The organism is Variovorax sp. YR266 (assembly GCF_900107295.1).
GTDB lineage: Bacteria > Pseudomonadota > Gammaproteobacteria > Burkholderiales > Burkholderiaceae_C > Variovorax.
Map to the genome: position 1 here is coordinate 726,200 of NZ_FNPM01000002.1, position 23,464 is coordinate 749,663.

21 protein-coding genes, 2 tRNA genes and 1 pseudogene are annotated in these 23,464 nt (G+C 64.7%); 11 read left to right on the forward strand and 13 right to left on the reverse strand.

The genetic code is table 11. The features are described from left to right. The first annotated feature begins 91 nt into the window (after positions 1–91). Both trxA and rho read left to right on the forward strand, forming a co-directional pair. Complete coding sequence (gene trxA / locus BLW48_RS08995; protein ID WP_042578306.1) at positions 92–424, forward strand: thioredoxin TrxA; 333 nt, start codon at positions 92–94, stop codon at positions 422–424. A gap of 185 nt (positions 425–609) precedes the next feature. Continuing rightward, positions 610–1,875 (forward strand): transcription termination factor Rho, encoded by a 1,266-nt coding sequence (gene rho / locus BLW48_RS09000; RefSeq protein ID WP_013540932.1) that lies wholly within the window; start codon positions 610–612, stop codon positions 1,873–1,875. 54 nt (positions 1,876–1,929) lie between these two features. Here rho and BLW48_RS09005 read toward each other — a convergent pair whose 3' ends face one another. Continuing rightward, positions 1,930–2,997 (reverse strand): oxidoreductase, encoded by a 1,068-nt coding sequence (locus tag BLW48_RS09005; RefSeq protein ID WP_093174115.1) that lies wholly within the window; start codon positions 2,995–2,997, stop codon positions 1,930–1,932. Between the two features lie 140 nt (positions 2,998–3,137). On the opposite strand from BLW48_RS09005, the gene BLW48_RS09010 reads away from it, so the two are divergent. The 3 genes from BLW48_RS09010 (at position 3,138) to BLW48_RS09020 (ending at position 6,566) form a co-directional block, all read left to right on the forward strand. Continuing rightward, positions 3,138–3,407, forward strand: coding sequence for a type B 50S ribosomal protein L31 (locus BLW48_RS09010; RefSeq protein WP_019653042.1), 270 nt, complete (start codon positions 3,138–3,140; stop codon positions 3,405–3,407). 79 nt (positions 3,408–3,486) lie between these two features. Beyond that, positions 3,487–5,226 carry a hypothetical protein gene (locus tag BLW48_RS09015; protein ID WP_093174117.1) on the forward strand — a complete coding sequence of 580 codons (1,740 nt, stop codon included), beginning with the start codon at positions 3,487–3,489 and terminating at the stop codon, positions 5,224–5,226. Beyond that, positions 5,223–6,566, forward strand: coding sequence for an MATE family efflux transporter (locus BLW48_RS09020; RefSeq protein ID WP_093174119.1), 1,344 nt, complete (start codon positions 5,223–5,225; stop codon positions 6,564–6,566). Before BLW48_RS09015 ends, BLW48_RS09020 begins: the two co-directional genes overlap by 4 nt. Positions 6,567–6,573: 7 nt before the next feature. Here BLW48_RS09020 and phoR read toward each other — a convergent pair whose 3' ends face one another. From phoR to pstS, 7 genes are read right to left on the reverse strand one after another with little or no spacing between them, the layout of a single operon-like run. Next, positions 6,574–7,911, reverse strand: a complete 1,338-nt coding sequence (gene phoR, locus BLW48_RS09025) for a phosphate regulon sensor histidine kinase PhoR (protein ID WP_176928775.1) — start codon at positions 7,909–7,911, stop codon at positions 6,574–6,576. A 44-nt stretch (positions 7,912–7,955) separates the two neighbouring features. Next, on the reverse strand, positions 7,956–8,648 hold the full coding sequence (phoB, locus tag BLW48_RS09030) for a phosphate regulon transcriptional regulator PhoB (protein WP_007836652.1): 693 nt from the start codon (positions 8,646–8,648) through the stop codon (positions 7,956–7,958). A gap of 27 nt (positions 8,649–8,675) precedes the next feature. Then, on the reverse strand, positions 8,676–9,377 hold the full coding sequence (gene phoU, locus BLW48_RS09035; RefSeq protein ID WP_093054321.1) for a phosphate signaling complex protein PhoU: 702 nt from the start codon (positions 9,375–9,377) through the stop codon (positions 8,676–8,678). 16 nt (positions 9,378–9,393) lie between these two features. After that, positions 9,394–10,173 carry a phosphate ABC transporter ATP-binding protein PstB gene (gene pstB / locus BLW48_RS09040; RefSeq protein WP_021007056.1) on the reverse strand — a complete coding sequence of 260 codons (780 nt, stop codon included), beginning with the start codon at positions 10,171–10,173 and terminating at the stop codon, positions 9,394–9,396. Positions 10,174–10,193: 20 nt separating this feature from the next. Next, positions 10,194–11,078: a phosphate ABC transporter permease PstA gene (gene pstA / locus BLW48_RS09045; protein ID WP_093075052.1), complete on the reverse strand. Its 885-nt coding sequence runs from the start codon at positions 11,076–11,078 to the stop codon at positions 10,194–10,196. Further along, positions 11,075–12,157 (reverse strand): phosphate ABC transporter permease subunit PstC, encoded by a 1,083-nt coding sequence (gene pstC / locus BLW48_RS09050; RefSeq protein ID WP_093054317.1) that lies wholly within the window; start codon positions 12,155–12,157, stop codon positions 11,075–11,077. Before pstC ends, pstA begins: the two co-directional genes overlap by 4 nt. A 30-nt stretch (positions 12,158–12,187) precedes the next feature. Continuing rightward, positions 12,188–13,222, reverse strand: coding sequence for a phosphate ABC transporter substrate-binding protein PstS (gene pstS, locus BLW48_RS09055; RefSeq protein ID WP_093054315.1), 1,035 nt, complete (start codon positions 13,220–13,222; stop codon positions 12,188–12,190). 260 nt (positions 13,223–13,482) lie between these two features. Here pstS and BLW48_RS09060 point away from each other — a divergent pair, with 260 nt between their 5' ends. Further along, positions 13,483–15,003, forward strand: a complete 1,521-nt coding sequence (locus BLW48_RS09060; RefSeq protein WP_093054313.1) for a Ppx/GppA phosphatase family protein — start codon at positions 13,483–13,485, stop codon at positions 15,001–15,003. A 21-nt stretch (positions 15,004–15,024) separates the two neighbouring features. Here the strand turns inward: BLW48_RS09060 and BLW48_RS09065 are convergent, their stop codons facing one another. The 3 genes from BLW48_RS09065 to BLW48_RS09075 are packed head-to-tail and all read right to left on the reverse strand — an operon-like array spanning position 15,025 to position 18,711. Then, on the reverse strand, positions 15,025–15,486 hold the full coding sequence (locus tag BLW48_RS09065; protein WP_176928784.1) for a SixA phosphatase family protein: 462 nt from the start codon (positions 15,484–15,486) through the stop codon (positions 15,025–15,027). A 19-nt stretch (positions 15,487–15,505) separates the two neighbouring features. Beyond that, complete coding sequence (gene ppk1 / locus BLW48_RS09070; protein WP_093174121.1) at positions 15,506–17,827, reverse strand: polyphosphate kinase 1; 2,322 nt, start codon at positions 17,825–17,827, stop codon at positions 15,506–15,508. Next, positions 17,824–18,711, reverse strand: coding sequence for a GNAT family N-acetyltransferase (locus BLW48_RS09075; RefSeq protein WP_093174123.1), 888 nt, complete (start codon positions 18,709–18,711; stop codon positions 17,824–17,826). The genes ppk1 and BLW48_RS09075 overlap by 4 nt, the downstream gene beginning before the upstream one ends. Before the next feature lie 172 nt (positions 18,712–18,883). Here BLW48_RS09075 and BLW48_RS09080 point away from each other — a divergent pair, with 172 nt between their 5' ends. The 5 genes from BLW48_RS09080 to BLW48_RS09100 all read left to right on the forward strand — a co-directional run bounded on the left by BLW48_RS09080 (position 18,884) and on the right by BLW48_RS09100 (position 22,073). Next, entirely contained in the window at positions 18,884–20,566 is a 1,683-nt protein-coding gene (locus BLW48_RS09080; protein ID WP_093174125.1) for an FAD-dependent oxidoreductase, read from the forward strand. A 45-nt stretch (positions 20,567–20,611) separates the two neighbouring features. Next, on the forward strand, positions 20,612–20,884 hold the full coding sequence (locus BLW48_RS09085; protein WP_256216674.1) for a UBP-type zinc finger domain-containing protein: 273 nt from the start codon (positions 20,612–20,614) through the stop codon (positions 20,882–20,884). Positions 20,885–20,989: 105 nt separating this feature from the next. After that, positions 20,990–21,694, forward strand: a complete 705-nt coding sequence (locus tag BLW48_RS09090; protein WP_093054305.1) for a glutathione binding-like protein — start codon at positions 20,990–20,992, stop codon at positions 21,692–21,694. Between the two features lie 51 nt (positions 21,695–21,745). Continuing rightward, a tRNA-Pro gene (locus BLW48_RS09095) sits at positions 21,746–21,822 on the forward strand. Positions 21,823–21,996: 174 nt separating this feature from the next. Further along, positions 21,997–22,073 (forward strand) — tRNA-Arg (locus BLW48_RS09100). 103 nt (positions 22,074–22,176) lie between these two features. On the opposite strand, the gene BLW48_RS09105 is transcribed toward BLW48_RS09100, so the two are convergent. Beyond that, complete coding sequence (locus tag BLW48_RS09105; protein WP_256330736.1) at positions 22,177–22,962, reverse strand: winged helix-turn-helix domain-containing protein; 786 nt, start codon at positions 22,960–22,962, stop codon at positions 22,177–22,179. A 160-nt stretch (positions 22,963–23,122) separates the two neighbouring features. Beyond that, a pseudogene (locus BLW48_RS09110) lies at positions 23,123–23,464 on the reverse strand (ester cyclase); the annotation flags it as partial.

The following is a 23,464-nucleotide window of genomic DNA, read 5'->3' on the forward strand; positions in this document are numbered from 1 at the left end:
CGGCCCTGCAAGGCACGCCACCCCTTGGTTTCTGTCACAATGACCAGCACTTTAGCTGCACCGAAACTCTCTGCGCACAAGGATCCATCACATGGCCAGCGAACTCATCAAACACATCTCCGATTCCTCCTTCGAGGCCGACGTGCTCAAGTCCAGCCAGCCCGTGCTGGTCGACTACTGGGCCGAATGGTGCGGCCCCTGCAAGATGATCGCCCCCATCCTGGACGAAGTGTCGGCCACCTACGAAGGCAAGCTGCAGATCGCCAAGCTGAACGTGGACGAGAACCGCGACATCCCCGCCAAGTTCGGCATTCGCGGCATCCCCACGCTGATGCTGTTCAAGGACGGCCAGCTGGCCGCCACCAAGGTCGGCGCCATGAGCAAGGCGCAACTCACGGCCTTCATCGACCAGCAACTCGCTTAAGCGACATTTCAACCGGCCAGCGCGCAATGCGTTGGCCGGCGCGTTTTTCCTGTCATAATCTCCCACAGATCACCGGCCCTTTCATTCAGGCAACCGGTTCGAGTTCCCCGGTTGGTGAGGCAGTTCTCGCTTCACACCCAACCTCCCCCCGTTTTCCGTTCGATTACCCCGCGAGGGGTCATTCCATGCACTTAAACGAACTCAAGGCACTCCACGTGTCTGAAGTCCTCAAGCAGGCTGAAGCGCTTGAAATCGAAAACGTCGGCCGCATGCGCAAGCAGGAGCTGATGTTCGCGATCATCAAGAAGCGCGCAAAAGCCGGCGAGCAGGTCTTCGCCGACGGTGTGCTCGAAATACTGCCCGACGGCTTCGGCTTCCTGCGCAGCCCCGACACCAGCTTCACGGCCAGCACGGACGACATCTACATCTCGCCCAGCCAGGTGCGTCGCTTCAACCTGCACACCGGCGACATGATCGAAGGCGAAGTGCGCACGCCCAAGGACGGCGAGCGCTACTTCGCACTGACCAAGCTCGACAAGGTCAACGACGGTCCGCCGGAGCAGAACAAGCACAAGGTGATGTTCGAAAACCTGACGCCGCTGTTCCCCAAGGAGCAGATGAAGCTGGAGCGCGACGGCGTCAAGGGCGAAGAGAACATCACGGGCCGCATCATCGACATCATCGCCCCCATCGGCAAAGGCCAGCGCGCCCTGCTCGTGGCGCCGCCCAAGAGCGGCAAGACGGTGATGATGCAGCACATCGCCCACGCGATCAGTGCCAACTACCCCGACGTTCACATGATGGTGCTGCTCGTCGACGAGCGCCCTGAAGAAGTGACCGAAATGCAGCGCACGGTGAAGGGTGAAGTCATTGCTTCGACCTTCGACGAGCCCGCTGCGCGCCATGTGCACGTCGCCGAAATGGTGATCGAGCGCGCCAAGCGCCTGGTCGAACTCAAGAAGGACGTGGTGATCCTGCTCGACTCGATCACCCGCCTGGCCCGCGCCTACAACAACGTCGTGCCCTCGTCGGGCAAGGTGCTGACGGGCGGTGTCGATTCCAACGCCCTGCAGCGCCCCAAGCGCTTCCTGGGCGCCGCGCGGAACGTGGAAGAAGGCGGCTCGCTGACCATCATCGGCACCGCGCTGATCGATACCGGCAGCCGCATGGACGAAGTGATCTTCGAAGAGTTCAAGGGCACCGGCAACTCCGAAATCCACCTCGACCGCCGCTTGTACGAAAAGCGCGTGTTCCCCTCGATCCAGCTCAATCGCAGCGGCACCCGCCGCGAAGAACTGCTGCTGGCACCCGAGATCCTGCAGAAGACCCGCATCCTGCGTCAGCTCATGTACAACATGGACGAGATCGAGTCGATGGAGCTGATGCTCAAGAACATGAAGGCGACCAAGACCAATGTCGAGTTCTTCGACATGATGCGTCGCGGCGGCTGAGCACCACGCTCTCCCGCAAAAGCGCGTTGGCCCTCACGGGTCAACGCGCTTTTTTCATGGGCGCCCTGCATGCAGGGCGCGGCCTTCGAGGGCGCTCTGGCGGCCGAGGTCAAGCAGTTCCATCAGAGCGACAGCCTGCTCGGGCGGCACGGGGTTCGAGCCGCGGCCGAGGATGGCATCGCGCACTGCGACGTAGTAGTCGACATAGTTGCCGGCGCGGGTGGGAATGTTGCGCTTGCTGGATGCTCCATCACTGCCAATCAGCGTGAGCTCGCCATCGAGCAGATCTGCGCCCCACCCTTCGGCCGGCGGCCGCTGCCCGGCGCGCAGCGCATCTTCCTGCGTATCGACGCCGTACTTGACGTAGCTGCCGCGCGTGCCGTGGACGATGTAGCGCGGTGCCGCATGCGCTGCCAACGTCGTCGAATGCAGCACCACGCGCAGCGGCGCGTGCGGCCCACTGTCGTACCGCAGCACGGCGTGAAAGTAGTCCTCGACTACAGCGCGATCGCGCAGGACCGCAGTGTCGAGTTGAACCGTGTCAGGCCGGCCGAACAGTTGCACCGCCTGGTCGACCAGATGAGCACCCAGGTCCACCCAAAGGCCCGAACCCGGCACGGCCTGCTCGCGCCAGCGCTCCTTTACCTCGGGCCGGAAGCGGTCGAAATGCGACTCCAGGTACACGGGGCGGCCCAGCTCACCGGACGCCAGAACATCCTTGAGGGTCAGGAAATCGGCATCGAAACGCCGGTTCTGGTAGACCGCCAGGACACGATTGTTGCGCTTAGACAACAATTCAAGCCCCCTCGCTTCGGCCACATCGAGCGTGAAAGGCTTGTCCACTACCACGTGCTTGCCGGCCTCCAGCGCCGCTCTGGCGACCGGATAGTGCTGGGCGTTGGGCGTGGCCACCACAACCAGATCGATGTCGGAGCGGGCCACGAGCGCCGCTACGTCCGGCACCACGGCAACACCGGGCCAGTCGGCGTGCACCCTGTGCGGCTGCGAACTAGCCACAGCCGCCAATTCGAGCCCCGGAACGGCCGAAAGCACGGGCGCGTGGAAGGTCTGGCCGGCAAAACCATAGCCAACGAGGCCGACACGAAGAAGCGCAGAGGTCATGGGGGAGGCCCGGTTTGCTCGGAAATGGGGCAGTATGCGATAATCATGGGCTCCGCGAAAAGTGCGGCTGGGCAGCTTCGTCCGGCACGTGGCTCTCGCATCGACCGCGCATTGATTCCAACAGCGCAAAAGGAAAGACCATGGCAAAAGAAGGCATCCACCCGAATTACCGCGAAGTTCTGTTCGTCGACATGTCGAACGGCTTCAAGTTCGTGACCCGTTCGTGCGCGAACACCAAGGAAATGGGCAAGACCGACGACGGTCGCGAACTGCCGCTGTTCAAGCTCGACACCACGAGCGAATCGCACCCGTTCTACACCGGCACTCAGAAGTCGGTCGACAACATGGGCGGCCGCGTCGAGAAGTTCCGCAACCGCTTCGGCAAGACCACCGGCGCTGCTTCGAAGTAAGGCACGCGCTTTTGCGTCGAGGGCAGCCCGGTTTACCGCGCTGCCCTTTTTCTTTCTGAATCCTGCCTTTTTCCGCCACTTGAACCTGCCCACTCCCGCGATCGTTGCCCAGAGCGCCGTGCGCCGGCTGCCGCGCATCGCATTGCTTCTGCTGTGCGCGGCCTACCTGCTGCCGGGCCTGGTTGGCCGAGGTCCCTGGAAGAGCGCCGACATCACGGCCTTCGGCTACATGTCCGAACTGGCTCGCAGCACCGAAGGCATCGCACGCTGGTTTGATCCCATGCTGCTGGGCCTGCGCCCCGAAACCCCCGCCTTGATCCCGTACTGGATCGGCGCCCTGGCCATCAAGATCGCCCCGTCGTGGCTGAACCCCGACCTGGCCGTGCGCGTTGCGTTCGCGTTCCTGCTCTGGGGCGCCTTCACCGCCACCTGGTACGCCGTGTACTACCTGGCCCGCACGGCGCGCGCCCAGCCCGTGGCTTTTGCCTTCGGCGGCGAGGCCCGGCCGACCGACTACGCACGCGCCATCGCCGACGGCGGCCTGCTGGCGCTGATCGCCTGCCTCGGCCTGGCCCAGCTCGGCCACGAGACCACCCCCGCACTGGCGCAGTTGTTCTTCGCCTCGCACCTGTTCTATGGCGTGGCCGCACTGCCCTACCGCCGCACCGGCCCGGTGATCGCGCTGACCGTGGGCACCATCGGCATTACGCTGAGCGGCGCGCCCACCGTCGGGCTCGCGCTGGCCATCGGCAGCGCGCTGTACATCGCGTATGAACGCCGGCTCGCCGCGCAGTCCAAACGCGAAAACGCCGACAACAACGAAGACAACGGCCCCGGCTACACACGAGGTGCACTCCTCACGATGATCGGCATCACGGTGCTGGCGGCGGTGCTCGTGTTCAGCCTGAAGCTGCCGACATGGAAGATCACCGTGGTCGGCGGTTCGCTGATCGGCGACGTGCGCAGCCAGGCAAAGCTGCTGCTGTGGTTCACCTGGCCGGTCTGGCCACTCGCCATCTGGACGCTGTGGCGCTGGCGGCGCCAGCTCACGTCGCGCCACGTCGCACTGCCCTTCTGGTTCGCGCTGGTGCCGCTGGCCGCCACCTGGACCACCGACTACTCCGACCGTTCGCTGCTGCTGGCGCTGCCCGCCTTCGCCACGCTCGCCGCGTTCGCCCTGCCCACCTTCCGGCGCAGCGCTGCAGCTCTGATCGACTGGTTCAACGTGCTGTTCTTCAGCGGCCTCGCCGTGCTGGGCTGGATCTACTGGATCGCCATGCAGACCGGCGTTCCACCCAAGCCAGCCGCCAGCGTCACGCGACTGGTGCCCGGCTTCGTGCCCGAGTTCTCTCCCATTGCCGTGGCGCTCGCCGTGGCTGCGACCATCGCCTGGTGCTGGCTGGTGCGCTGGCGCACGGGGCGGCACCGCGCTGCGCTCTGGAAGACTCTGGTGCTGCCAGCCGGCGGCACGGCACTGTGCTGGATGCTGCTGATGACGCTGTGGCTTCCGCCCATCGACTACGCACGCAGCTTCGCGCCGCAAGTGCGCGCCGTGGCTGAACGCGTCGGCCAGCCGCGCTGCATCGCCGAGCTCGCGCTGAGCCGTCCGCACATTGCGGCGCTGCGCCACCACGGCAACTTCAACGTGCAGCCGCTGCTGCTTGGCACCGACTGCCCGTGGCTGCTCGCAAGCCCCGAAACCATCGAACGCCTGCACACCATCATTCCCTTTGACCAGTGGCGCTTTGCCGGCACGCTGCGCCGCCCCAGCAGCGCGGCCGACGACCTCTTGCTCTACCAGAAGATCACGCCGCAGTGAGGAGCGAACGGGCTCTGATCGCGCGGCACGCGGGCACGGTGCTCGTGGGCCAGCTGGCCGTGATGGCTTTCGGCGTGACCGACACCATCATCGCGGGCCGCTACTCCGAGCACGCGCTGGCCGCCCTCTCGGTCGGCGCCGCCATCTTCGTCAGCGTATACGTCTCGCTGATGGGCGTGCTGCAAGCTCTGCTGCCGGTCTGGGCCGAACTACATGGCGGCGGCCGCGGCAGTGAAGTGGGCCGCTCGGTGCGGCAATCGCTATACCTCGCCGCGATTGCCGTTGTGGTCGGCATGACGATCCTGCTGCTGCCGGGCGCAGCCCTGCGATGGACCCAGGTGCCGCCGGAAATGCGCGGCGAAGTCGAAGCCTATCTCGCGGTGCTGGCCTTTGCGCTGGCGCCGGCTCTGCTCTTCCGCCTGTTCAGCACGCTCAACCAGAGCCTGGGCAGGCCCCAACTCGTGACCTGGCTGCAGCTCGGTTCGCTGGTCGTGAAGCTGCCCTTGTCGATCTGGTTCACTTTCGGCGGCGCGGGCCTGCCGGCCATGGGCCTCGTGGGCTGCGGCTGGGCCACGCTGTGCGTGAACTGGGCGATGCTCGGCTGCGCCATCTGGCTGCTGCGCAACCGTCCGTTCTACCGCGACTACGGGCTCTGGAAGCGCCTCGAGGCGCCCGACTGGCAGCAGATCCGCAAGTTCGCGCGGCTCGGCGTGCCAGGCGGCTTGGCGGTGCTGGTCGAAGTGACCTCGTTCACGCTGATGGCCTTGTTCATCGCACGCCTCGGCACCGCAGCCGCGGCGGCGCACCAGATCGCGTCGAACCTGCTGGCCGTGGCCTACATGACCCCACTGTCGCTGGCCATCGCGACCAGCGCGCGCGTGAGCTTCTGGCTCGGCGCCGGGGACGCAGCCAAGGCTCGCCACGCTTGCCGCCTGGGCTTCGAACTGACGGCGCTGTGTGCACTGTTCTATGCCACCGCCATGGCCGTGCTGCGCTACGAGCTCGCCAACGTGTATTCCGACAACCCGGCCGTGATCGCGATGGCGGGCGCGCTGTTGCTGGCCGTGGCCCTGTATCACTTCGCGGATGCGGTGCAGACCTTCTGCGTGTTCGTGCTGCGGTGCTACCGGGTCACGCTGGCGCCGCTGGTGATCTATTGCGCGATGCTGTGGGGACTGGGTTTGGGCGGGAGCTATCTGCTGGCGTACCACGGTCTGGGCCCCTGGGCGGCCATGCAGTCACCGCTGGCGTTCTGGATCATGAGCGCCGCCGCGCTGGCCCTGACGGCCCTGCTGTTCGGTGCACTGCTGCGCTGGACGATGCGCCAGCGCGCGAGATAAGCCACGCCTACTTGGCCAGCACTCGCGCTTCCCGCACGCGCGCTGCCGGAAACAACAGAGCAAAGCGGGAGCCCTTGCCCACCGTGCTTTCGATACGCAGTTCGGCACCGTGCCGCTGGGCGATGTGCTTGACGATCGCCAGTCCCAGTCCCGTGCCGCCAGTCTCGCGCGAGCGGCTGCGGTCGATGCGGTAGAAGCGCTCGGTCAGCCGCGGAATGTGCTCGGCGGCGATGCCGGGGCCGGTGTCCTTCACGGCGTATTCGCCGCGCCCGTCGGGCAGCGTCCGCCAGCTCACGGCCACCTCGCCGCCGCCGGGCGTGTAGCGGATGGCGTTGCTCAGCAGGTTCGACATCGCGCTCTGCAGTTCGGTCGGCGCGCCCGACAGCTCGGACTCCGCGTCGACCGTGAACGACAGTCGATGCCCCTGCGGCGTCAGACGCCCCGACAGCCCTCGCCCCTCGTCTTCGCACTGTGCGAGCAACGCACGAGTGCGGATCCACTGGTTGCCCGAAGGTGCCGCGCTGCCCTCCAGCCGCGACAGCGTCAGCAGGTCGTTCACCAGCGTCTCCATGCGGTGCGATTGCTGCCCCATCAGCGACAGATAGCGCGTGCGCTCTTCCGCATCGAGCGGCAAGTTCTGCAGTGTCTCGACGAAGCCCGCCAGCACCGTAAGCGGCGTGCGGATTTCATGCGACACGTTGGCCACGAAATCGCGCCGCATCGCCTCGGCCTGCTCCAGCGCCGTGATGTCACGCGTCAGCAGCATGCGGCGATTGCCGGCATAGGGATGCACCTGCACCGACAACCGCACCGGGTGACCGCGCTGATGCCCATGGCCGAGTCCGGAGGCGTCGATGACCACGTCGCGGCTGTAGTTCCAGGACGCGAGGTAGGCAACGAAAGCCGGATCGCGCACGAGGTTGGCGAGGTGCTGTGCCAGATCGCGTTCGGCGTCGATACCGAACTGGCTGGCCGCCGTCTGGTTGCACCATTCGATGCGGCCCTGCTCGTCGAGCAACACCACGCCATTGGGCGACGCCTGGATGGCGGCCAGGAATTCCTGCAGCCGGTCTTCGGCCTGCCGGGTCTGCTGCTCGCGGTCGCGCAGCAGCTTGCGGATGCGCTCGGACAACTCACCCCACACGCCGGACCCGCGCGACGGCAGGCCGGCGGCATCGTTGCGCAACACCCGCATCAGCCGCTCGGCGCGCCAGGCGTCAAGCCCCAGCCAGAGTACCGCACCCAGCCAGGCGCCCAGCCACCCGAACTTCCATCCAAAAATGACGATAGCGCCCGCTCCTATTAAGAGGGACGCTATTAAAAATGTAGCAATTCGGAAAGGCATGGCGGGCGATTATCCGCGCCCGCGGCCAAAGGGTGCCACGGCGGTCAAACCGTGACTTGGGCGGTCAGGCGGTAGCCCGCTCCGCGGACGGTTTCGACCATCGGCGCAGCCGCACCCAGCGATTCGCGCAGGCGCTTGACGTGCACGTCGACCGTGCGCTCTTCGATGTAGACGTGGTCGCCCCATACCTTGTCGAGCAGCTGAGCACGGCTGTGCACACGCTCGGCATGCTGCATCAGATAGGCCAGCAGCTTGAACTCAGTCGGCCCGACCTTCAGGGCACCGCCCTGCCAGGTCACGCGGTGCGTGGAGGTGTCGAGCGCCAGTTCGCCAATTTCGACGCGCTCCGTGACCACTTCCGGTGCCCGGCGGCGCAGCACCGCACGGATGCGGGCCAGCATTTCCTGGGTCGAGAACGGCTTGGTGATGTAGTCGTCGGCACCAGCATCGAGGCCGGCGACCTTGTCGGGTTCGTCGCCGCGCGCGGTCAGCATCAGGATCGGGATGGCCTTGGTGCGCGGGTCCTTGCGCCACTGGCGCGCGAGCTGCAGGCCGCTTTGGCCGGGCAGCATCCAGTCGAGCAGGATCAGATCCGGCAGGAAGGCGTCGATCTCACGCTGGGCCGCAGCACCATCTTCCGACCAGATCGGCTCGAAGCCGTTGTGGCGCAGGTTGACGGCGATCAGCTCGGCGATCGAGGACTCGTCTTCGACGATAAGGACACGGGGTTTCTTCATGCTTTCTTGGGAGTCTTGCCGCTGTTGTTACTGCAGCGCGGACTCGATTTCCTGCATCGAAGTGTGCCGCACATCGGCGCCCTTGACGATGTAGATGATGAATTCGGCGATGTTCTTGGCGTGGTCGCCAATGCGTTCAATGGCCTTTGCCAGGAACAGCAGGTCCAGGCTGGCGGAGATCGTGCGCGGGTCTTCCATCATGTAGGTGACCAGCTTGCGCACGAAACCGTCGAACTCCTTGTCGATCAGGTCGTCGTCCTTGAGGATGGACAACGCTGCGGAGGTGTCGAGCCGCGCGAATGCGTCGAGCGCCTTGCGCAGCAGGCCCGAGGCCAGGTCGGCCGCGATACGCAGCTCGGTCGTGGGCAATTGCCGGGCCGAACCGCTCTCGATGATCGACTTGACCATGCGCGCAATCTTGTTGGCCTCGTCACCCACGCGCTCGAGGTTGGCGGTGGTCTTGCTGATGGCGATCAGCAGGCGCAGGTCGCGTGCCGTGGGCTGGCGGCGCGCAATGATCGAAGACAGCTCGCGGTCGATGTCGATTTCCATCGCGTTGACGCGCTGCTCGGTCTCCATCACGCGGTCGGCCGCTTCGACGTCGAACTGCAGCAGCGCGTACACGGCCTGGTGAATCTGCGACTCGACCATACCGCCGAGCTCCATCACGCGCGACGAGACGCCGTTGAGTTCGCTGTCGAACTGGCTGGAAAGGTGTTTCTCGGTCATGTTGTCTCCTTTGACTTCAACCGAAGCGGCCGGTGATGTAGTCCTCGGTCTCCTTGCGCTGCGGCTTGAAGAACATCTGCTCGGTGGCGCCGAACTCGATCAGATCGCCGAGGTACATGTAGGCGGTGTAGTCGCTGCAGCGGGCGGCCTGCTGCATGTTATGCGTCACGATGACCACCGTGTACTCATTCTTGAGTTCGGCGATCAGCTCCTCGATCTTCGCGGTCGAGATCGGGTCGAGCGCCGAGCAGGGTTCGTCGAGCAGCAGCACTTCGGGCTTGATCGCGATGCCGCGCGCAATGCACAGGCGCTGCTGCTGGCCGCCGGAGAGGCCCGAGCCGCTTTGCTGCAGCTTGTCGCGCACTTCGGTCCACAGCGCGGCCTTCTTCAGGGCCCATTCAACGCGGTCGTCCATTTCACTGGCCGAGAGGTTCTCGAACAGCTTCACGCCAAAGGCGATGTTGTCGTAGATCGACATCGGGAACGGCGTGGGCTTCTGGAACACCATGCCGACCTTGGCGCGAATCAGTGCCACGTCTTGCTTCGAGGTGAGCAGGTTCTCGCCATCGAGGGCGATGGTGCCTTCGGCGCGCTGCTCCGGATAAAGCTCGAACATGCGGTTGAAGGTGCGCAGCAGGGTCGACTTGCCGCAGCCCGACGGGCCGATGAAGGCCGTGACCTTGTTCTCGGGAATCTCGAGGTTGATGCCCTTGAGCGCGTGGAACTTGCCGTAGTAGAAATTCAGGTCCTTGACCGAGATCTTCGAGCGCGACGGTTGTGCAACGGTATTTGGCATGTTGTCTTCTTCTGCTGGGTTCAGTGTTTGTTGCGCGTCAGGACCCGCGCCAGGATGTTGAGGGCGAGCACGGCGACGGTGATCAGGAACACGCCGGCCCATGCCAGCTGTTGCCAGTTCTCGTACGGGCTCATCGCGAACTTGAAGATCGTGACCGGCAGGCTGGCCATTGGCTGGCTCACGTCAGCGGTCCAGAACTGATTGTTCAGTGCGGTGAAGAGCAGCGGTGCGGTTTCGCCGGCGATGCGAGCCACGGCCAGCAGCACACCGGTGACCACGCCGGCGCGGGCAGCGCGCAGCGTGATGCTGAGGATGACCTTCCACTTCGGCGTGCCGAGCGCGTAGGCCGCTTCGCGCAGGCCAGGCGGCACCAGCTGCAGCATGTTCTCGGTGGTGCGGATCACGACCGGAATCACGATCAGCGCCAGTGCAATCGCACCGGCCAGACCCGAGAAGGTCTTGAAATAGGCCACCACCACGGCATACACGAACAGGCCGATCACGATCGACGGCGCCGACAACAGGATGTCGTTGACGAAGCGCGTGACCGAGGCGAGCCAGCCCTTGGGGTTGTATTCGGCCAGATAGATGCCGGCCATGATGCCGATGGGCGTACCCACGCAGGTGGCCAGCATCACCATCACGAACGAGCCGAAGATCGCATTCGCGATACCGCCCGCCTCGTTTGGCGGCGGCGTCATTTCGGTGAAGGTGGCGAGGGCGAGGCCGCCCACGCCCTGACGCAACGTTTCCCAAAGGATCCAGACCAGCCAGAACACGCCGAAGGCCATCGCGGCGAGCGACAGCGTGAGCGCGATCTTGTTGACGCGGTTGCGCGAGGCAAACTTGGCCTGGCGCGTTTCGGCCAATGCCTTGGCCGCGAGAAGATTCTGGGCGGTGCTCACGATTTGGTTCCTTCGCTCTTCTTCATCTTGGCCAGCAGCATCTTGGAGAGCGACAGCACGACGAAGGTGATGAAGAACAGCACGAGGCCGAGGTACATCAGCGCGGCCTGATGCAGGCCCGCGCCGGCTTCGGCGAATTCGTTGGCGAGTGCCGAGGTGATGCTGTTGGCAGCCTCGAACACGGAAAGGGAGTTGAGCTGGTTCATGTTGCCGATCACGAACGTGACCGCCATCGTCTCACCCAGCGCCCGGCCGAGGCCGAGCATGATGCCGCCGATCACGCCGGCCTTGGTGTAAGGCAGCACGACCTTGGAAACGACTTCCCAGGTGGTGGAGCCGAGGCCGTAGGCCGACTCCTTCAGCAGCGGCGGCGTCACTTCGAACACGTCGCGCATCACCGAAGCGATGAACGGAATGATCATGATCGCGAGGATGATGCCGGCCGACAGGATACCGATACCCACTGGTGGGCCGGACACCAGCGCACCGAGGTACGGCACGCCGCTGAGCAGCTTCTGCAGCGGCTGCTGCACCCAGGTGGAAAGGATCGGGCCGAACACCAGCAGGCCCCACATGCCGTACACGATGGAAGGCACCGCCGCCAGCAGTTCAATGGCCGTGCCCAGCGGGCGCTTGAGCCAGTTGGGCGAGAGTTCCGTCAGGAAGAGCGCAATACCGAAGCTCACCGGCACCGCGATCACCAGCGCGATGATCGAAGTGGCCAGCGTGCCGTAGATCATGACCAGGCCGCCGTACTCCTCCTTGACCGGATCCCACACGCTGCTCGTGAGAAAGCCGAGGCCGTACTTCGAAATGGCGGGCCAGGCGCCGACAACCAGCGACAACAGGATGCCGATGAGCATCGCGAGCGTCAGCAGCGCGGCGCCCTTGGCGGCCCAGCCGAACAGCCGGTCAGCCATCGGGCCGGAGCGCGGAGCCTTCACGGGCGGCGGGGGTGCAGTAGCACGACCGCGCTCGGCCGCGAGGTCGAGAGAGGTTGTGGCAGCGGGAAAGGTGGATGACACTGGTCGCTCCGGCAAAGACGAAAGCGGCGCGTCCTGGAGCGAGGAATTGCTCATGGGCGCGCCGTCCTGGACTGATAGGTAGATTTACTTGAACGCGACGGCCTTGCCCGACGCATCCTTCACATCACCCCATGCCTTGGCGATGGTGGCCTTGACGGCGTCAGGCATCGGCACATAGTCGAGATCGTCGGCCGTCTTGTCGCCGCTCTTGTAGGCCCAGTCGAAGAACTTGAGCACGGTAGTCGCGTTGGCGGGCTTGTCCTGCACCTTGTGCATCAGGATGAAGGTGGCGCCGGTGATGGGCCATGCGTCCTTGCCGGCCTGGTTGGTCAGCACCTGGTAGAAGCTCTTGCTCCATTCAGCACCAGCGGCGGCGGCCTTGAATGCCGAGTCGTCGGGCGACACGAAGGTGCCGGCGGCGTTCTGCAGCTGGGCGTACGTCATCTTGTTCTGCTTCACGTAGGCGTACTCGACGTAGCCGATCGAGTTGGGCAGGCGGTTCACGAAAGCGGCGACGCCTTCATTGCCCTTGCCACCCGCGCCGGTGGGCCAGTTCACGGCCGTGCCTTCGCCGACCTTGGTCTTCCACTCGGCGTTGACCTTGCTCAGGTAGTTGGTGAACAGGAAGCTGGTGCCCGAACCGTCGGCGCGGCGAACCGGGGCGATGGCGGCGTCAGGCAGGGCCAGCGAACCGTTCAGTGCCTTGATGGCGGGGTCGTTCCACTTGGTGATCTTGCCGAGGTAGATGTCGCCCAGAACCTGGCCGTTGAGCTTCAGCTCGCCGGGCTTGATGCCCTGAATGTTGACCACGGGAATCACGCCACCGATGACGGTGGGGAACTGCATCAGGCCCTTGGCCTGCAGTTCGTCGTCCTTCAGGGGAGCGTCCGAAGCGCCGAAGTCGACGGTCTTGGCTTCGATCTGCTTGATGCCGGCGCCCGAGCCAACCGACTGGTAGTTGATCTTGACGCCGGTGGCCTTGTTGAAGTCAGAGGCCCACTTGGCGTACAGCGGTGCCGGGAAGCTGGCACCAGCGCCGGTCACGTCTTGTGCAAAGGCGGGAATGGAGAACACCGCGGCCACCAGGCCGGCTGTTGCAAATTTGAACGTCGTTTTCATGAAGCTTCCTTTAGAAGTAAGAAGTAGTCCCTTTTTCGGGCTTGGACGGACTCTAGAAAGCTTGTGTGACATCGGTGTGACACCCCTCTGTCGAGGGAAAATGCCTTTATTCCTCCGGTGGTTCGTGTGACGCTGTCACATAACCGTCATGCGCCGCGCCTAGCCTTCCAAACCTCGCCATTGCGCGATCCGAGAGGTGGCGCGCCCTGTCACGGCGCTACGATCAAACACAAAGACACCGCCTTCTTCTTCAGAACCACATGCAAAACGGCACCCGCCTCGCAGCAGTCGACCTGGGCTCGAACAGCTTCAGGCTCGAAATCGGACAGGTCGACCACGGCCAGATCCACCGCACCGAATATCTCAAGGAGACGGTTCGCCAGGGCAACGGCCTGGACAGCGCACGCAACCTCACGGCCGAGGCCATGCAGCGCGGCTGGGACGCGCTCGCGCGTTTCGGCGAACGCCTGGCCGGCTTCAAACGCTCGCAGGTTCGGGCTGTGGCCACGCAAACGCTGCGCGAAGCGCGCAACCGCGAAGAATTCCTGTTGCGCGCACGCACCATTCTGGGCTTCGGCATCGACGTGATCCCGGGCCGGGAGGAGGCCCGCCTCATATATCAGGGCGTGGCGCACATGCTGCCGCACACCGACGCCTCCGACAGCGAGCGCCGGCTGGTGGTCGACATCGGCGGGCGCTCAACCGAAATGATCATCGGCCACGCCCTCGAGGCCGACCGCATGGAGTCGTACCGGGTCGGCAGCGTCGCCTGGTCGATGAAACACTTCGGCGAAGGCCTGTTTACCGCCAGCGCCTTTCGCGCGGCCGAAGTGGCTGCCAAGGCCGTGCTCGACGACGCCCTCGCCACTTACACCCGCGACCAGTGGGACGTGGCCTACGGCGCGTCCGGCACCATCGGCGCCGTCGGCGATGTGTTGGCCGCGGCGGGTGGCGAGCCCGGCCTCGTCACGCGCGAAGGCCTCGACTGGCTGCTCGACCGCCTGCTCAAGGCCGGCAGCGCCGACAAGCTGCGCATCGACGGCATGCGGGAAGACCGCAAGGCCGTCATCGGCGGCGGTGTGAGCGTGCTACGCGCGGTGTTCGACCTGCTCGGCATCCAGGAAATGAAAGTCGCCCAGGGCGCCCTGCGCCACGGCGTGCTCTATGAATTGCTGGAACGCGACGAAAGCGTGGCCGACATGCGCACCGCCACGGTGGCGCGGCTGGCCAATCGCTTCACCGTCGACACGGCACAGGCCAAGCGCGTGGGCGAAACGGCCGCTGCGCTGTTCGTGCAGCTCTCCCCCGCCGCGCGCGGCGGCAGTACATCAAGCCGGGCTGGCCGGGCCCTGCGCAAGCTGGGCTGGGCGGCGCAGTTGCACGAGATCGGCACGCTGATCTCACACAGCGACTATCACAAGCACGGCGCCTACATCCTCGACAACACCGACGCGCCCGGCTTTGCGGTGAACGAGATGCACGCGCTCGGCCAGTTGGTGCTGGGCCAGCGCGGCAAGCTGCGCAAGCTCGAAGCATCGCTGGACGATGAGACCTTCGTGATGCAGTTGCTGTCACTTCGGCTCGCGGTGATCCTGTGCCACGCGCGCCGCGACCCTGATCCGCAAGCGCTGCACCTCGCAGCGCTGGGCGCACGGGCCTTCACCATTGTTTGTGCCCCGGACTGGGCCGAGGCGTTTCCGCAATCGGCGCACCTCCTGCGCGAAGAAGTGCTGGCCTGGCAGAAGATCAGCAGTTGGCGCGTCGAGCTCAGCGGCTGCTGAGCCAGCCGCCCCATTAGTTAGTTAGAGCAGTTCCGGCGACTGCACCGTCACAACGACGGTCTGCACGTCGCCGTCGCGCTCACGCGTGCGAATCCACCACAGCGCTCCCTTGCGAACCGGGCAGCTGTCCTGCTTGAGGCCCAGCAGCAGGGAGATAGCCTGCCCCACCGATGGCTGGTGGCCGATCATCAGCACCACCGACTTGCCGTTGGGCCAACCGGCCGCGCCAAGCAGCGCCTCTGCCGTCGTGTCGGGCGCGAGCTCTGAGCGCAGCTTGTACTTGCGACCCAGCGCCAGCGCAGTCTGTTCGCAGCGCCGCGCGGGGCTGCAGATGATGCGCGTGCCGTCCGGCAACTGACGATCCAGCCAAGTGGCCATCCGCTTGGCCTGCTTTTCGCCGCGCGCGGTGAGGGAGCGCTGCATGTCGTCGCAACCCTCGGTCCAGTCCTCGGCTTCGGCGTGACGCCAGAAGATCAAGTCCATGGTCATCGTCTTTCGATCTTCAGTTGCTGGATGCATCTCTGAGATGCCCTCTGGATGCGTAGCGGTTCATGAGTGCGGCCTGCGCACCGTGGGCCTCGACGACGGGCGATGCGCCTGCCTCGCCCGAATGCGTATCGTCATCGACGCGCGTGTAGATGCCGTCCGCGCCCAGATCCCAGGCGTCGCGCCCGTCGTGCAGGTAAGCCACCAGACATTCGTCGATCAGCCGCTGGCGCAGTCCCGGGTCCGTTACAGGCCACGCAAGCTCGATGCGCCGCATCATGTTCCGGTTCATCCAGTCGGCGCTCGACAGGTACAGCGATTCATCCTCGCCATTGCGGAAATAGAAGACCCGCGAATGCTCCAGGAAGCGGCCAATCACCGAGCGCACGCGGATGTTGTCGGTGAGCCCCGGCACCTGCGCGGGCAGCGTGCATGCGCCGCGCACGATCAGATCGATCTTCACGCCCTTCTGCCCCGCGCGGACGAGCGAGGCGATGATCTCGTCGTCGGTCAGCGCGTTCATCTTGGCGACGATGCGCGTCGACTGGCCGGCCGCTGCGGCCAGGCCCAGCGCATCGATCTGCGCCACGATGTTCTTGTGCAGGTCGAACGGCGCCAGCCACATGCGGTTGAGCTTGGGCAAGCGGCTCTGGCTCGCCAGATGCACGAACACGGCTTCCATGTCGGCCGTCAGCATCGGATCGGCCGTGAGGTGGCTGATGTCGGTGTAGAGCCTGGCAGTGCGCGGGTTGTAGTTGCCCGTGGACAGATGGCCGTAGCGGCGCAATTGCTTGCCCTCGCGCCGCGTCACCAGCAGCATCTTGGCGTGGGTCTTCAGGCCGACCACGCCGTACACCACCTGCGCGCCGATCGATTCGAGCATTTCAGCCCAGTTGATGTTGGCCTCTTCGTCGAAGCGCGCCTTCAGCTCCACCACTACCGTGACTTCCTTGCCGCGGCGCACGGCTTCGCGCAGCAGATCCATCATTTCTGAATCGGCGCCTGTGCGGTAGATGGTCTGCTTGATCGCCAGCACCTGCGGGTCGAGCACCGCTTCGCGCAGGAAGGCCAGCACGCCCTCGAAGCTTTCGAAGGGCTGGTGAATCAGCACATCGCCGCGCTGCAGCTGCTCGAAGAATGACTGCCCGGGCGACAGAGCAACGGGGTAGGAAGCCGGATACGGCGGAAAGCGCAGTTGCGGCTCATCGAGCAGGTCGGCCAGTTGCGTGAACCGGGCCAGGTTGACCGGGCCATGCACGCGGTACAGCGCCTCGGGCGGCAGGTTGAACTGCGCCAGCAGGAAACTCGCGAGAGACTCGGCGCAGCTCGCCGACACTTCCAGCCGCACGGCCTGGCCATAGTGCCTGTGCTGCAGCCCCTGGCGCAACGCGGTGCGCAGGTTCTTGACGTCTTCCTCGTCCACGGCAAGGTCGGAATGCCGGGTAACGCGGAACTGCGAGAAATCGCCCACCTCGCGCCCCGGAAACATGCTCGCGAGATGCGCGCGCACCACGCTAGACAGTGCCACGAACAGCGTCTTGCCATCCGACACCTTGGCCGGCATCTTGATCAGACGTGGCAGAACTCGCGGCAGCTTGACGATCTGGATCGGGTTTTCGCGCCCGAAAGCATCCTTGCCACCCAGCCTCACGATGAAGTTGAGCGACTTGTTGGCCACCTGCGGGAACGGGTGCGCCGGGTCGAGACCGACTGGAATCAGCAACGGGCGTACTTCGCGCTCGAAATACTCGCTGACCCACTTGCGCTGTGCCGGGTTGCGCTCGCCATGCGAAATGATGTGGATGCCGTGCGTCGCGAACGTCGGCATCAGCTCGTCGTTGTACAGCGCGTACTGGCGCGCCACGAGCTTGTGAGCCGCCTCGGCCAGCCGTTCGAACGACTCGACCGTGTAAGTGCCCTTGTGGTCCCCAGCGCTGCCCGCGATCAGGTGCGGCGCGGCGCGGACCTCGAAGAATTCATCGAGATTCGACGAAACAATGCACAGGTAGCGCAGCCGCTCGATCAGCGGCACCTCTTTGCGATGCGCCCAGTCGAGCACACGCTCGTTGAACGAAAGAATGCTGTGGTCGCGGTCCAGCAATGTGAACGTGGGTGCCGCAACGTCAAGCGACGGATCTGCGGAGGCGGGTGACATGGGCACTGATTCTGGAGCAAGCGGCACAGGAGAACACGTAGGCTGAAATATGACAGTGTCAGCCCCTCTTGTGACAGTTCCATGACTATCCCGTGACGCCTCTGAGCCAGCCGCGTGCTGGCTGGCAGCGCCAAGCGTAGAAGCGGGCGGCCCGGTTTCGGGCCGGTCGGCCGCCGGCTTCATGCGCCCAGGAAGTGCTTGCGGTAGCGCGCCGGCAGATCGTCGATGCGCATCAGCATCGGCAGGTCGGCGGCGTTGAAATCCGGATCCCAGGCGGGCGCGCCGAGCACCTTCGCACCCAGGCGCAGGTAGCCCTTGATGAGCGCTGGCGGCTCCACGTCAAGCGTGCTGTCGAGTCGCTCGACCGGCAACGGCAGGCGGGGCTGCACCTGATACTGGATCGGTGCCATGTGCTTGGCCGACACCTGGCGCCAGATGCTGGCCGCGGCGTCACCGTTCGTGACACCGTTGTGTGACATCGGAATGCTCGCGCAACCGATCATCGTGTCCAGTTTGTTGCGGTGCATGAAGCCAGCCAGCGCACCCCAGAGTGCGAGGATCACGCCGCCCTGGCGGTGGTCGGGATGCACGCAGCTGCGGCCCAACTCGACCATACGCTCGCGCAGGTCGCGCAGGCGGGTGAGGTCGAATTCAGTATCGCTGTAGGTGCTGCCCACGCGGCGGGCCTGGGCGGGTGTGAGCACGCGATAGGTGCCGATGACCTGCCCGGTCAGTTCGTCGCGCACCAGCAGGTGTTCGCAGAAGTCGTCGAACAGGTCGATGTCGTGGCCGGCCAGCGGCGACGAAACCCGGGCGCCCATTTCGCCGACGAACACGTCGTAGCGAAGGCGTTGGGCAGCGCGCACGTCGTCAAGGTGGCGGGCCCAGCCCACGGTGATGCCCTGCTTGGACTCGACGGCCGGCGGCAGGATGACAGCGGGCGCCTGAGGCACCGATGTGCGGGCAGCAGCAACAGCGGTAGACACACCGGTTGCAGGAGCGGGCCACAAGGCCGCGCGCAGCCCGATCTGCGAAAGCGGAAACGTCGGGTTGGGCAGTTCTTTCATGGGGAACCCTTTCTGCCGAGGGAGTCTCCGCACCTGCGATGAAGCGGGCATGTCAGGAACATTGCAGGCACGTGACGTTGTTACAGCCCAAAGCCGCCTGTGAAACGCCTGCAAACCGCTTGGCGCCGCTTCGTCGTCTAATGCGGTGGATTCGCGAAATGGAGCTCCACCTATGGCCACCACCAACGCAACCGGCACCGACAGCAGCCGCCTTCACCAGACTTTCCCCGTCCTCAGTGACACTGAGATTGCGCGCATTGCGCGCTTTGGCAGTGTTCAGCAATTCGCACGCGGCACCAGACTATTTACAGCAGGCGAAACCGGCCCCGGCATGTTCGTGCTGCTGAAAGGCGTTGTCGCCGTCACGCAACGCGACGGCCTTGGTCATGTGGTGCCGATCGTGCGGCAAGGGCCAGGTGAATTCCTGGCCGAAGTCGGCCAGCTGAGCGGCCGCCCTGCCCTGGTCGACGGCCATGCCGACGAAGACGTCGAGGCGCTGCTCGTATCGCCCGCGCAACTGCGTGCGCTGCTGGTGGCCGAAGCCGACTTGGGCGAGCGCATCACCCGCGCGCTGATCCTGCGGCGCGTGGCGCTGATCGAGTCCGGCGCCAGCGGCCCGGTGCTGATCGGCCAGCCCCAGTCACCCGACATGGCACGGCTGGAAAACTTCCTTCGCCGCAACGGCTATCCATATCACCTGGTCGACGCCGCCGAAGACCCCGACGCGGCCGCGCTGCTCGCGCAGTACGGCGCCAGCAAACTGCTGGCCGTGTGCCCTGACGGCTCGGTGCTGGTCAACCCGGCCGACGAGGCGCTGGCGCGCTGCCTCGGCATGGTCGACACCGCCGAGCGCAACGAGTTGTTCGACGTGGCCGTTGTCGGCGCCGGGCCGGCCGGCCTGGCGACCGCTGTTTACGCGGCCTCGGAAGGCCTGCGCGTGATCGTGCTCGACTGCCGCGCCTTCGGCGGCCAGGCCGGCGCCAGCGCGCGCATTGAGAACTACCTGGGCTTTCCGACCGGCATCTCGGGGCAGGCGCTGGCGGGGCGCGCGTTCGTGCAGGCGCAAAAGTTCGGTGTCGAGATGCTGATTCCGGCCAAGGTCGTGTCGCTCGACTGCTCGCGCGACAACCCACTTGAAAGCCTTGCCATTGCGCTGACCGACGGCCGTACGATCCACGCGCGCACGGTGGTCATCGCCAGCGGCGCACGCTACCGCCGCCCCGATGTTCCACGCCTCGCCGAATTCGAAGGCCGCGGCGTCTGGTACTGGGCCTCGGCCATCGAGGCAAAGATCTGCTCGCAGCAAGAAGTGGCGCTGGTCGGCGGCGGCAACTCGGCCGGCCAGGCCGCCGTGTTCCTGTCGCGCCACGCAGCCAAGGTCAACGTGCTGGTGCGCGGGCCGTCGCTGGCGGCCAGCATGTCGCGCTACCTGATCGACCGCATCGAGGCCACGCCGAACATCTCGTTGCAGCCTCACACCGAGCTCGTACGCCTGCATGGCGGCTCCGACGAAGGCCTCACCGGCGCGACATGGCGTTGTCACACCTCGGGCAACGAACATGACTGCGCGGCGCGCAACATCTTCCTGTTCGTCGGCGCAGAGCCTGAGACTTCGTGGCTCGACGGCTGCGGGGTGGCGGTTGACAAGCACGGCTTCGTGCTGACAGGTGCCGCCGCCAGCAGCGGCTTTCCGGCGCGGCCGTCCACGGCGCTCGAATCGAGCGTATCGGGCGTGTTCGCCGTGGGCGACGTGCGCTCGGGCTCGGTCAAGCGTGTGGGCGGCGCCATCGGTGAGGGCGCGGCCGCGGTCGCGCTGATTCATCAGCACCTGTCGCAGGCCTCGGCCGTCGCCTGAAGCGCGCCCCCAATCGATCCATCGTCAAGACAAAGGAGCCCGACGTTGCCCATCAAACCCTGTGACCACGTGCCCGCCGAGATCGCGCAGCCCCATGACCAGCACGGCCAACGCGGCTGCGAAGACTGCCTGAAGACCGGCGACACCTGGGTCCACCTTCGCCTGTGCGTGCACTGCGGCCACGTGGGTTGCTGCGATTCGTCGAAGAACCGCCACGCAACTAGGCATTCGCACGCCGAAGGCCACCCCGTCATCCAGTCGCTCGAGCCCGGCGAAGACTGGATGTGGTGCAACGCACACGAGAAACAGGTCGGCTGAGATCCCGTCGGGCAGATTGCGAATGAATTCCCGCGCCTGCACGCGTTTGAACTCGCACGTATAAGCTGCCGGGCTCGCATCAAATCCACCGGAGTGCCAGACAACATGCCTGCATCGCCCATCGAGGTCTATTCGTGGCCCACGCCGAACGGCCACAAGATTCACATCATGCTGGAGGAGTGCGGCCTGCCCTACCACGCGCACCCCGTGAATATCGGCAAGGGCGACCAGTTCGCGCCCGACTTCCTGCAGATCAGCCCCAACAACAAGATCCCCGCCATCACCGACCCCGACGGTCCGGACGGCAAGCCGATCTCGCTCTTCGAATCAGGCGCCATCCTCGTCTACCTCGCGGGCAAGACCGGCAAGTTTCTGCCTACCGGCGACCGTGAACGCTACGACGTGCTGCAGTGGCTCATGTTCCAGATGGGGGGCGTCGGCCCGATGCTCGGCCAGGCGCACCACTTCCGGCTGTACGCGCCCGAGAAGGTCGCCTATGCGATCGACCGCTACAGCAACGAGGCCAAGCGCCTCTACGGCGTGATCGACAAGCAGTTGTCGAAGAACAAGTTCATCGCGGGCAAGAGCTATTCGATTGCCGACATTGCCATCTTCCCGTGGCTGCGCAGTTGGGAAAACCAGGGCATCACCCTCACCGACTTCCCGCACCTGAAGGAATGGTTCGATGGCATCGCAGCGCGTCCAGCCGTGCAGCGCGGCGTGAAGGTGCTGGCTGACCTGCGCAAGCCGATCACCGGCGATAAAGAACGCGAGATTCTTTTCGGCAAAACGCAGTACGAGAAACGCTGACTGAGAAACTTTGGGGATCGGCCAATATCCGGGCTAGAATAGAAGGCTTGTCGGGGTGTAGCGCAGCCTGGTAGCGCATCTGGTTTGGGACCAGAGGGTCGAAGGTTCGAATCCTTTCGCCCCGACCATAAAAATGAAATGCACACAGTCACCAGCGGGCTGTGTGCATTTTTCGTTTTGGATCGTAGAGCGCGAGCAAGCACAGCGAGTCAAGGCGCGGAACTCGGTAGAATCCGCCGCTGCTGCTTAAGAGAAAAAGCTCCTAAGTCATTGATTTTCTTGGCTTCTCTCCAGCCTGAAATCTGCCCGTAGCTCAGTTGGATAGAGCACCTGCCTTCTAAGCAGGTTGTCGGGGGTTCGATCCCCTCCGGGCAGGCCAATTTCCAGTCCCAAACCTCTCCAAATCGTCCTGTGACTTGAGGCAAACCGCGACACGCAGTGTGCGTTTTCGCCCCTCTCTTCAACCCGCCTGTCCACTTGCTCTACAAGGGTTCGGTACGTTCCTCGAGGACGTACCCCTCGCCTCGCACCGTATGCAGCAACTTCGACTCGAACGGGGCGTCAAGCTTGCTGCGCAGGCGAAGGATGGCTACGTCGACCACGTTGGTCTTGGCATTGAATTCCATATCCCAGACGCGCCTGGCGAGTTGGGACCGTGAAAGTACCTTGCCCTGGTTGCGAAGCAACACCACCAGCAACGTGAACTCCATCCTGGTCAGTTCGAGTTCGGTCCCATCGCGGGAGAACTTTGCGCGCCGCTCGTCGAGCTCCAGATCGGCCAGGCGAAGCACTGGTTGATGGCGTGCACCGGTGCTGCGGGCCAGCGCCTTGACGCGGGCAAGCAGTTCGGAAAACTGGAACGGCTTGACCAGATAGTCGTTTGCTCCAAGCTCCAGGCCCGCTATGCGAGCGGCAACGCTGTCGCGTTCGGTCAGAACCAGGAGAGGTGCATCCGTCTTGCGCCGGATCGTTCGAACGGCATGGGCTCCGTCCTGGCCAGGTCGCATCGAGTTCAGGAGGATGAGCGCGTAGTCCTGTGCGATGACCGGGTTCGCGGTTGCGTTTTCGCTGTTCACGATGTCCACGGTGAAACCGTTTCTCTCCAATCCTTCGTTGAAGGTCTTGCACTGGGTCGATTGATGGTCGATGAGCAAGACCCGCATGGGGTCCATGTCCTCGTCGAGTTCTGCGCTGCGTGCATGGCTGGTGCCGAGAAACGAGCCGCTCAGTGCGGTTTCAAAAGGAAGCGGGGAAACATACAGTCGCACAAGTTCTCCTGTTCCAGCGCCCAGGTGGAGCCGTTGCACTTTTATATGCATCGAGGAGTTATTGATCTAATTCATCATTTCTGCCGATGAGGCGGTGTTGCCTCTCTGCGTTCGCAAAGACGGTGTTCGAATGCCCGACCTGGGCTTACGTGGTCTGTGCTTAGATTTCCAGGCTCGCTTGCCCACCTCTGTTACCCAAGTACATCAGGGTGTTCGACGGCAGCGTCTCGTCCAGCAGCTTGCGCGCCGTCTCGACACCCGCCACGGGCAGCAGCTTCGCATCGAGCAGGCCCACCTGCACCAGCACGCTGGCCTGGTCCCAGTAGATATGCTCGTGATAGAGCTTGTCGCCGCGGAACTTGATGACCGCGAGCAGTGGCACTTCGACGCGCTTGCCCGTGGGCGCGACGCCCGGGAGCATCCACGGGATTTCGGTGGTGTGGGTGAAGCAGAACAGCATCTCGTCCACCACCTGCGTGGCGCCCACCGTGCGCGAGATCGC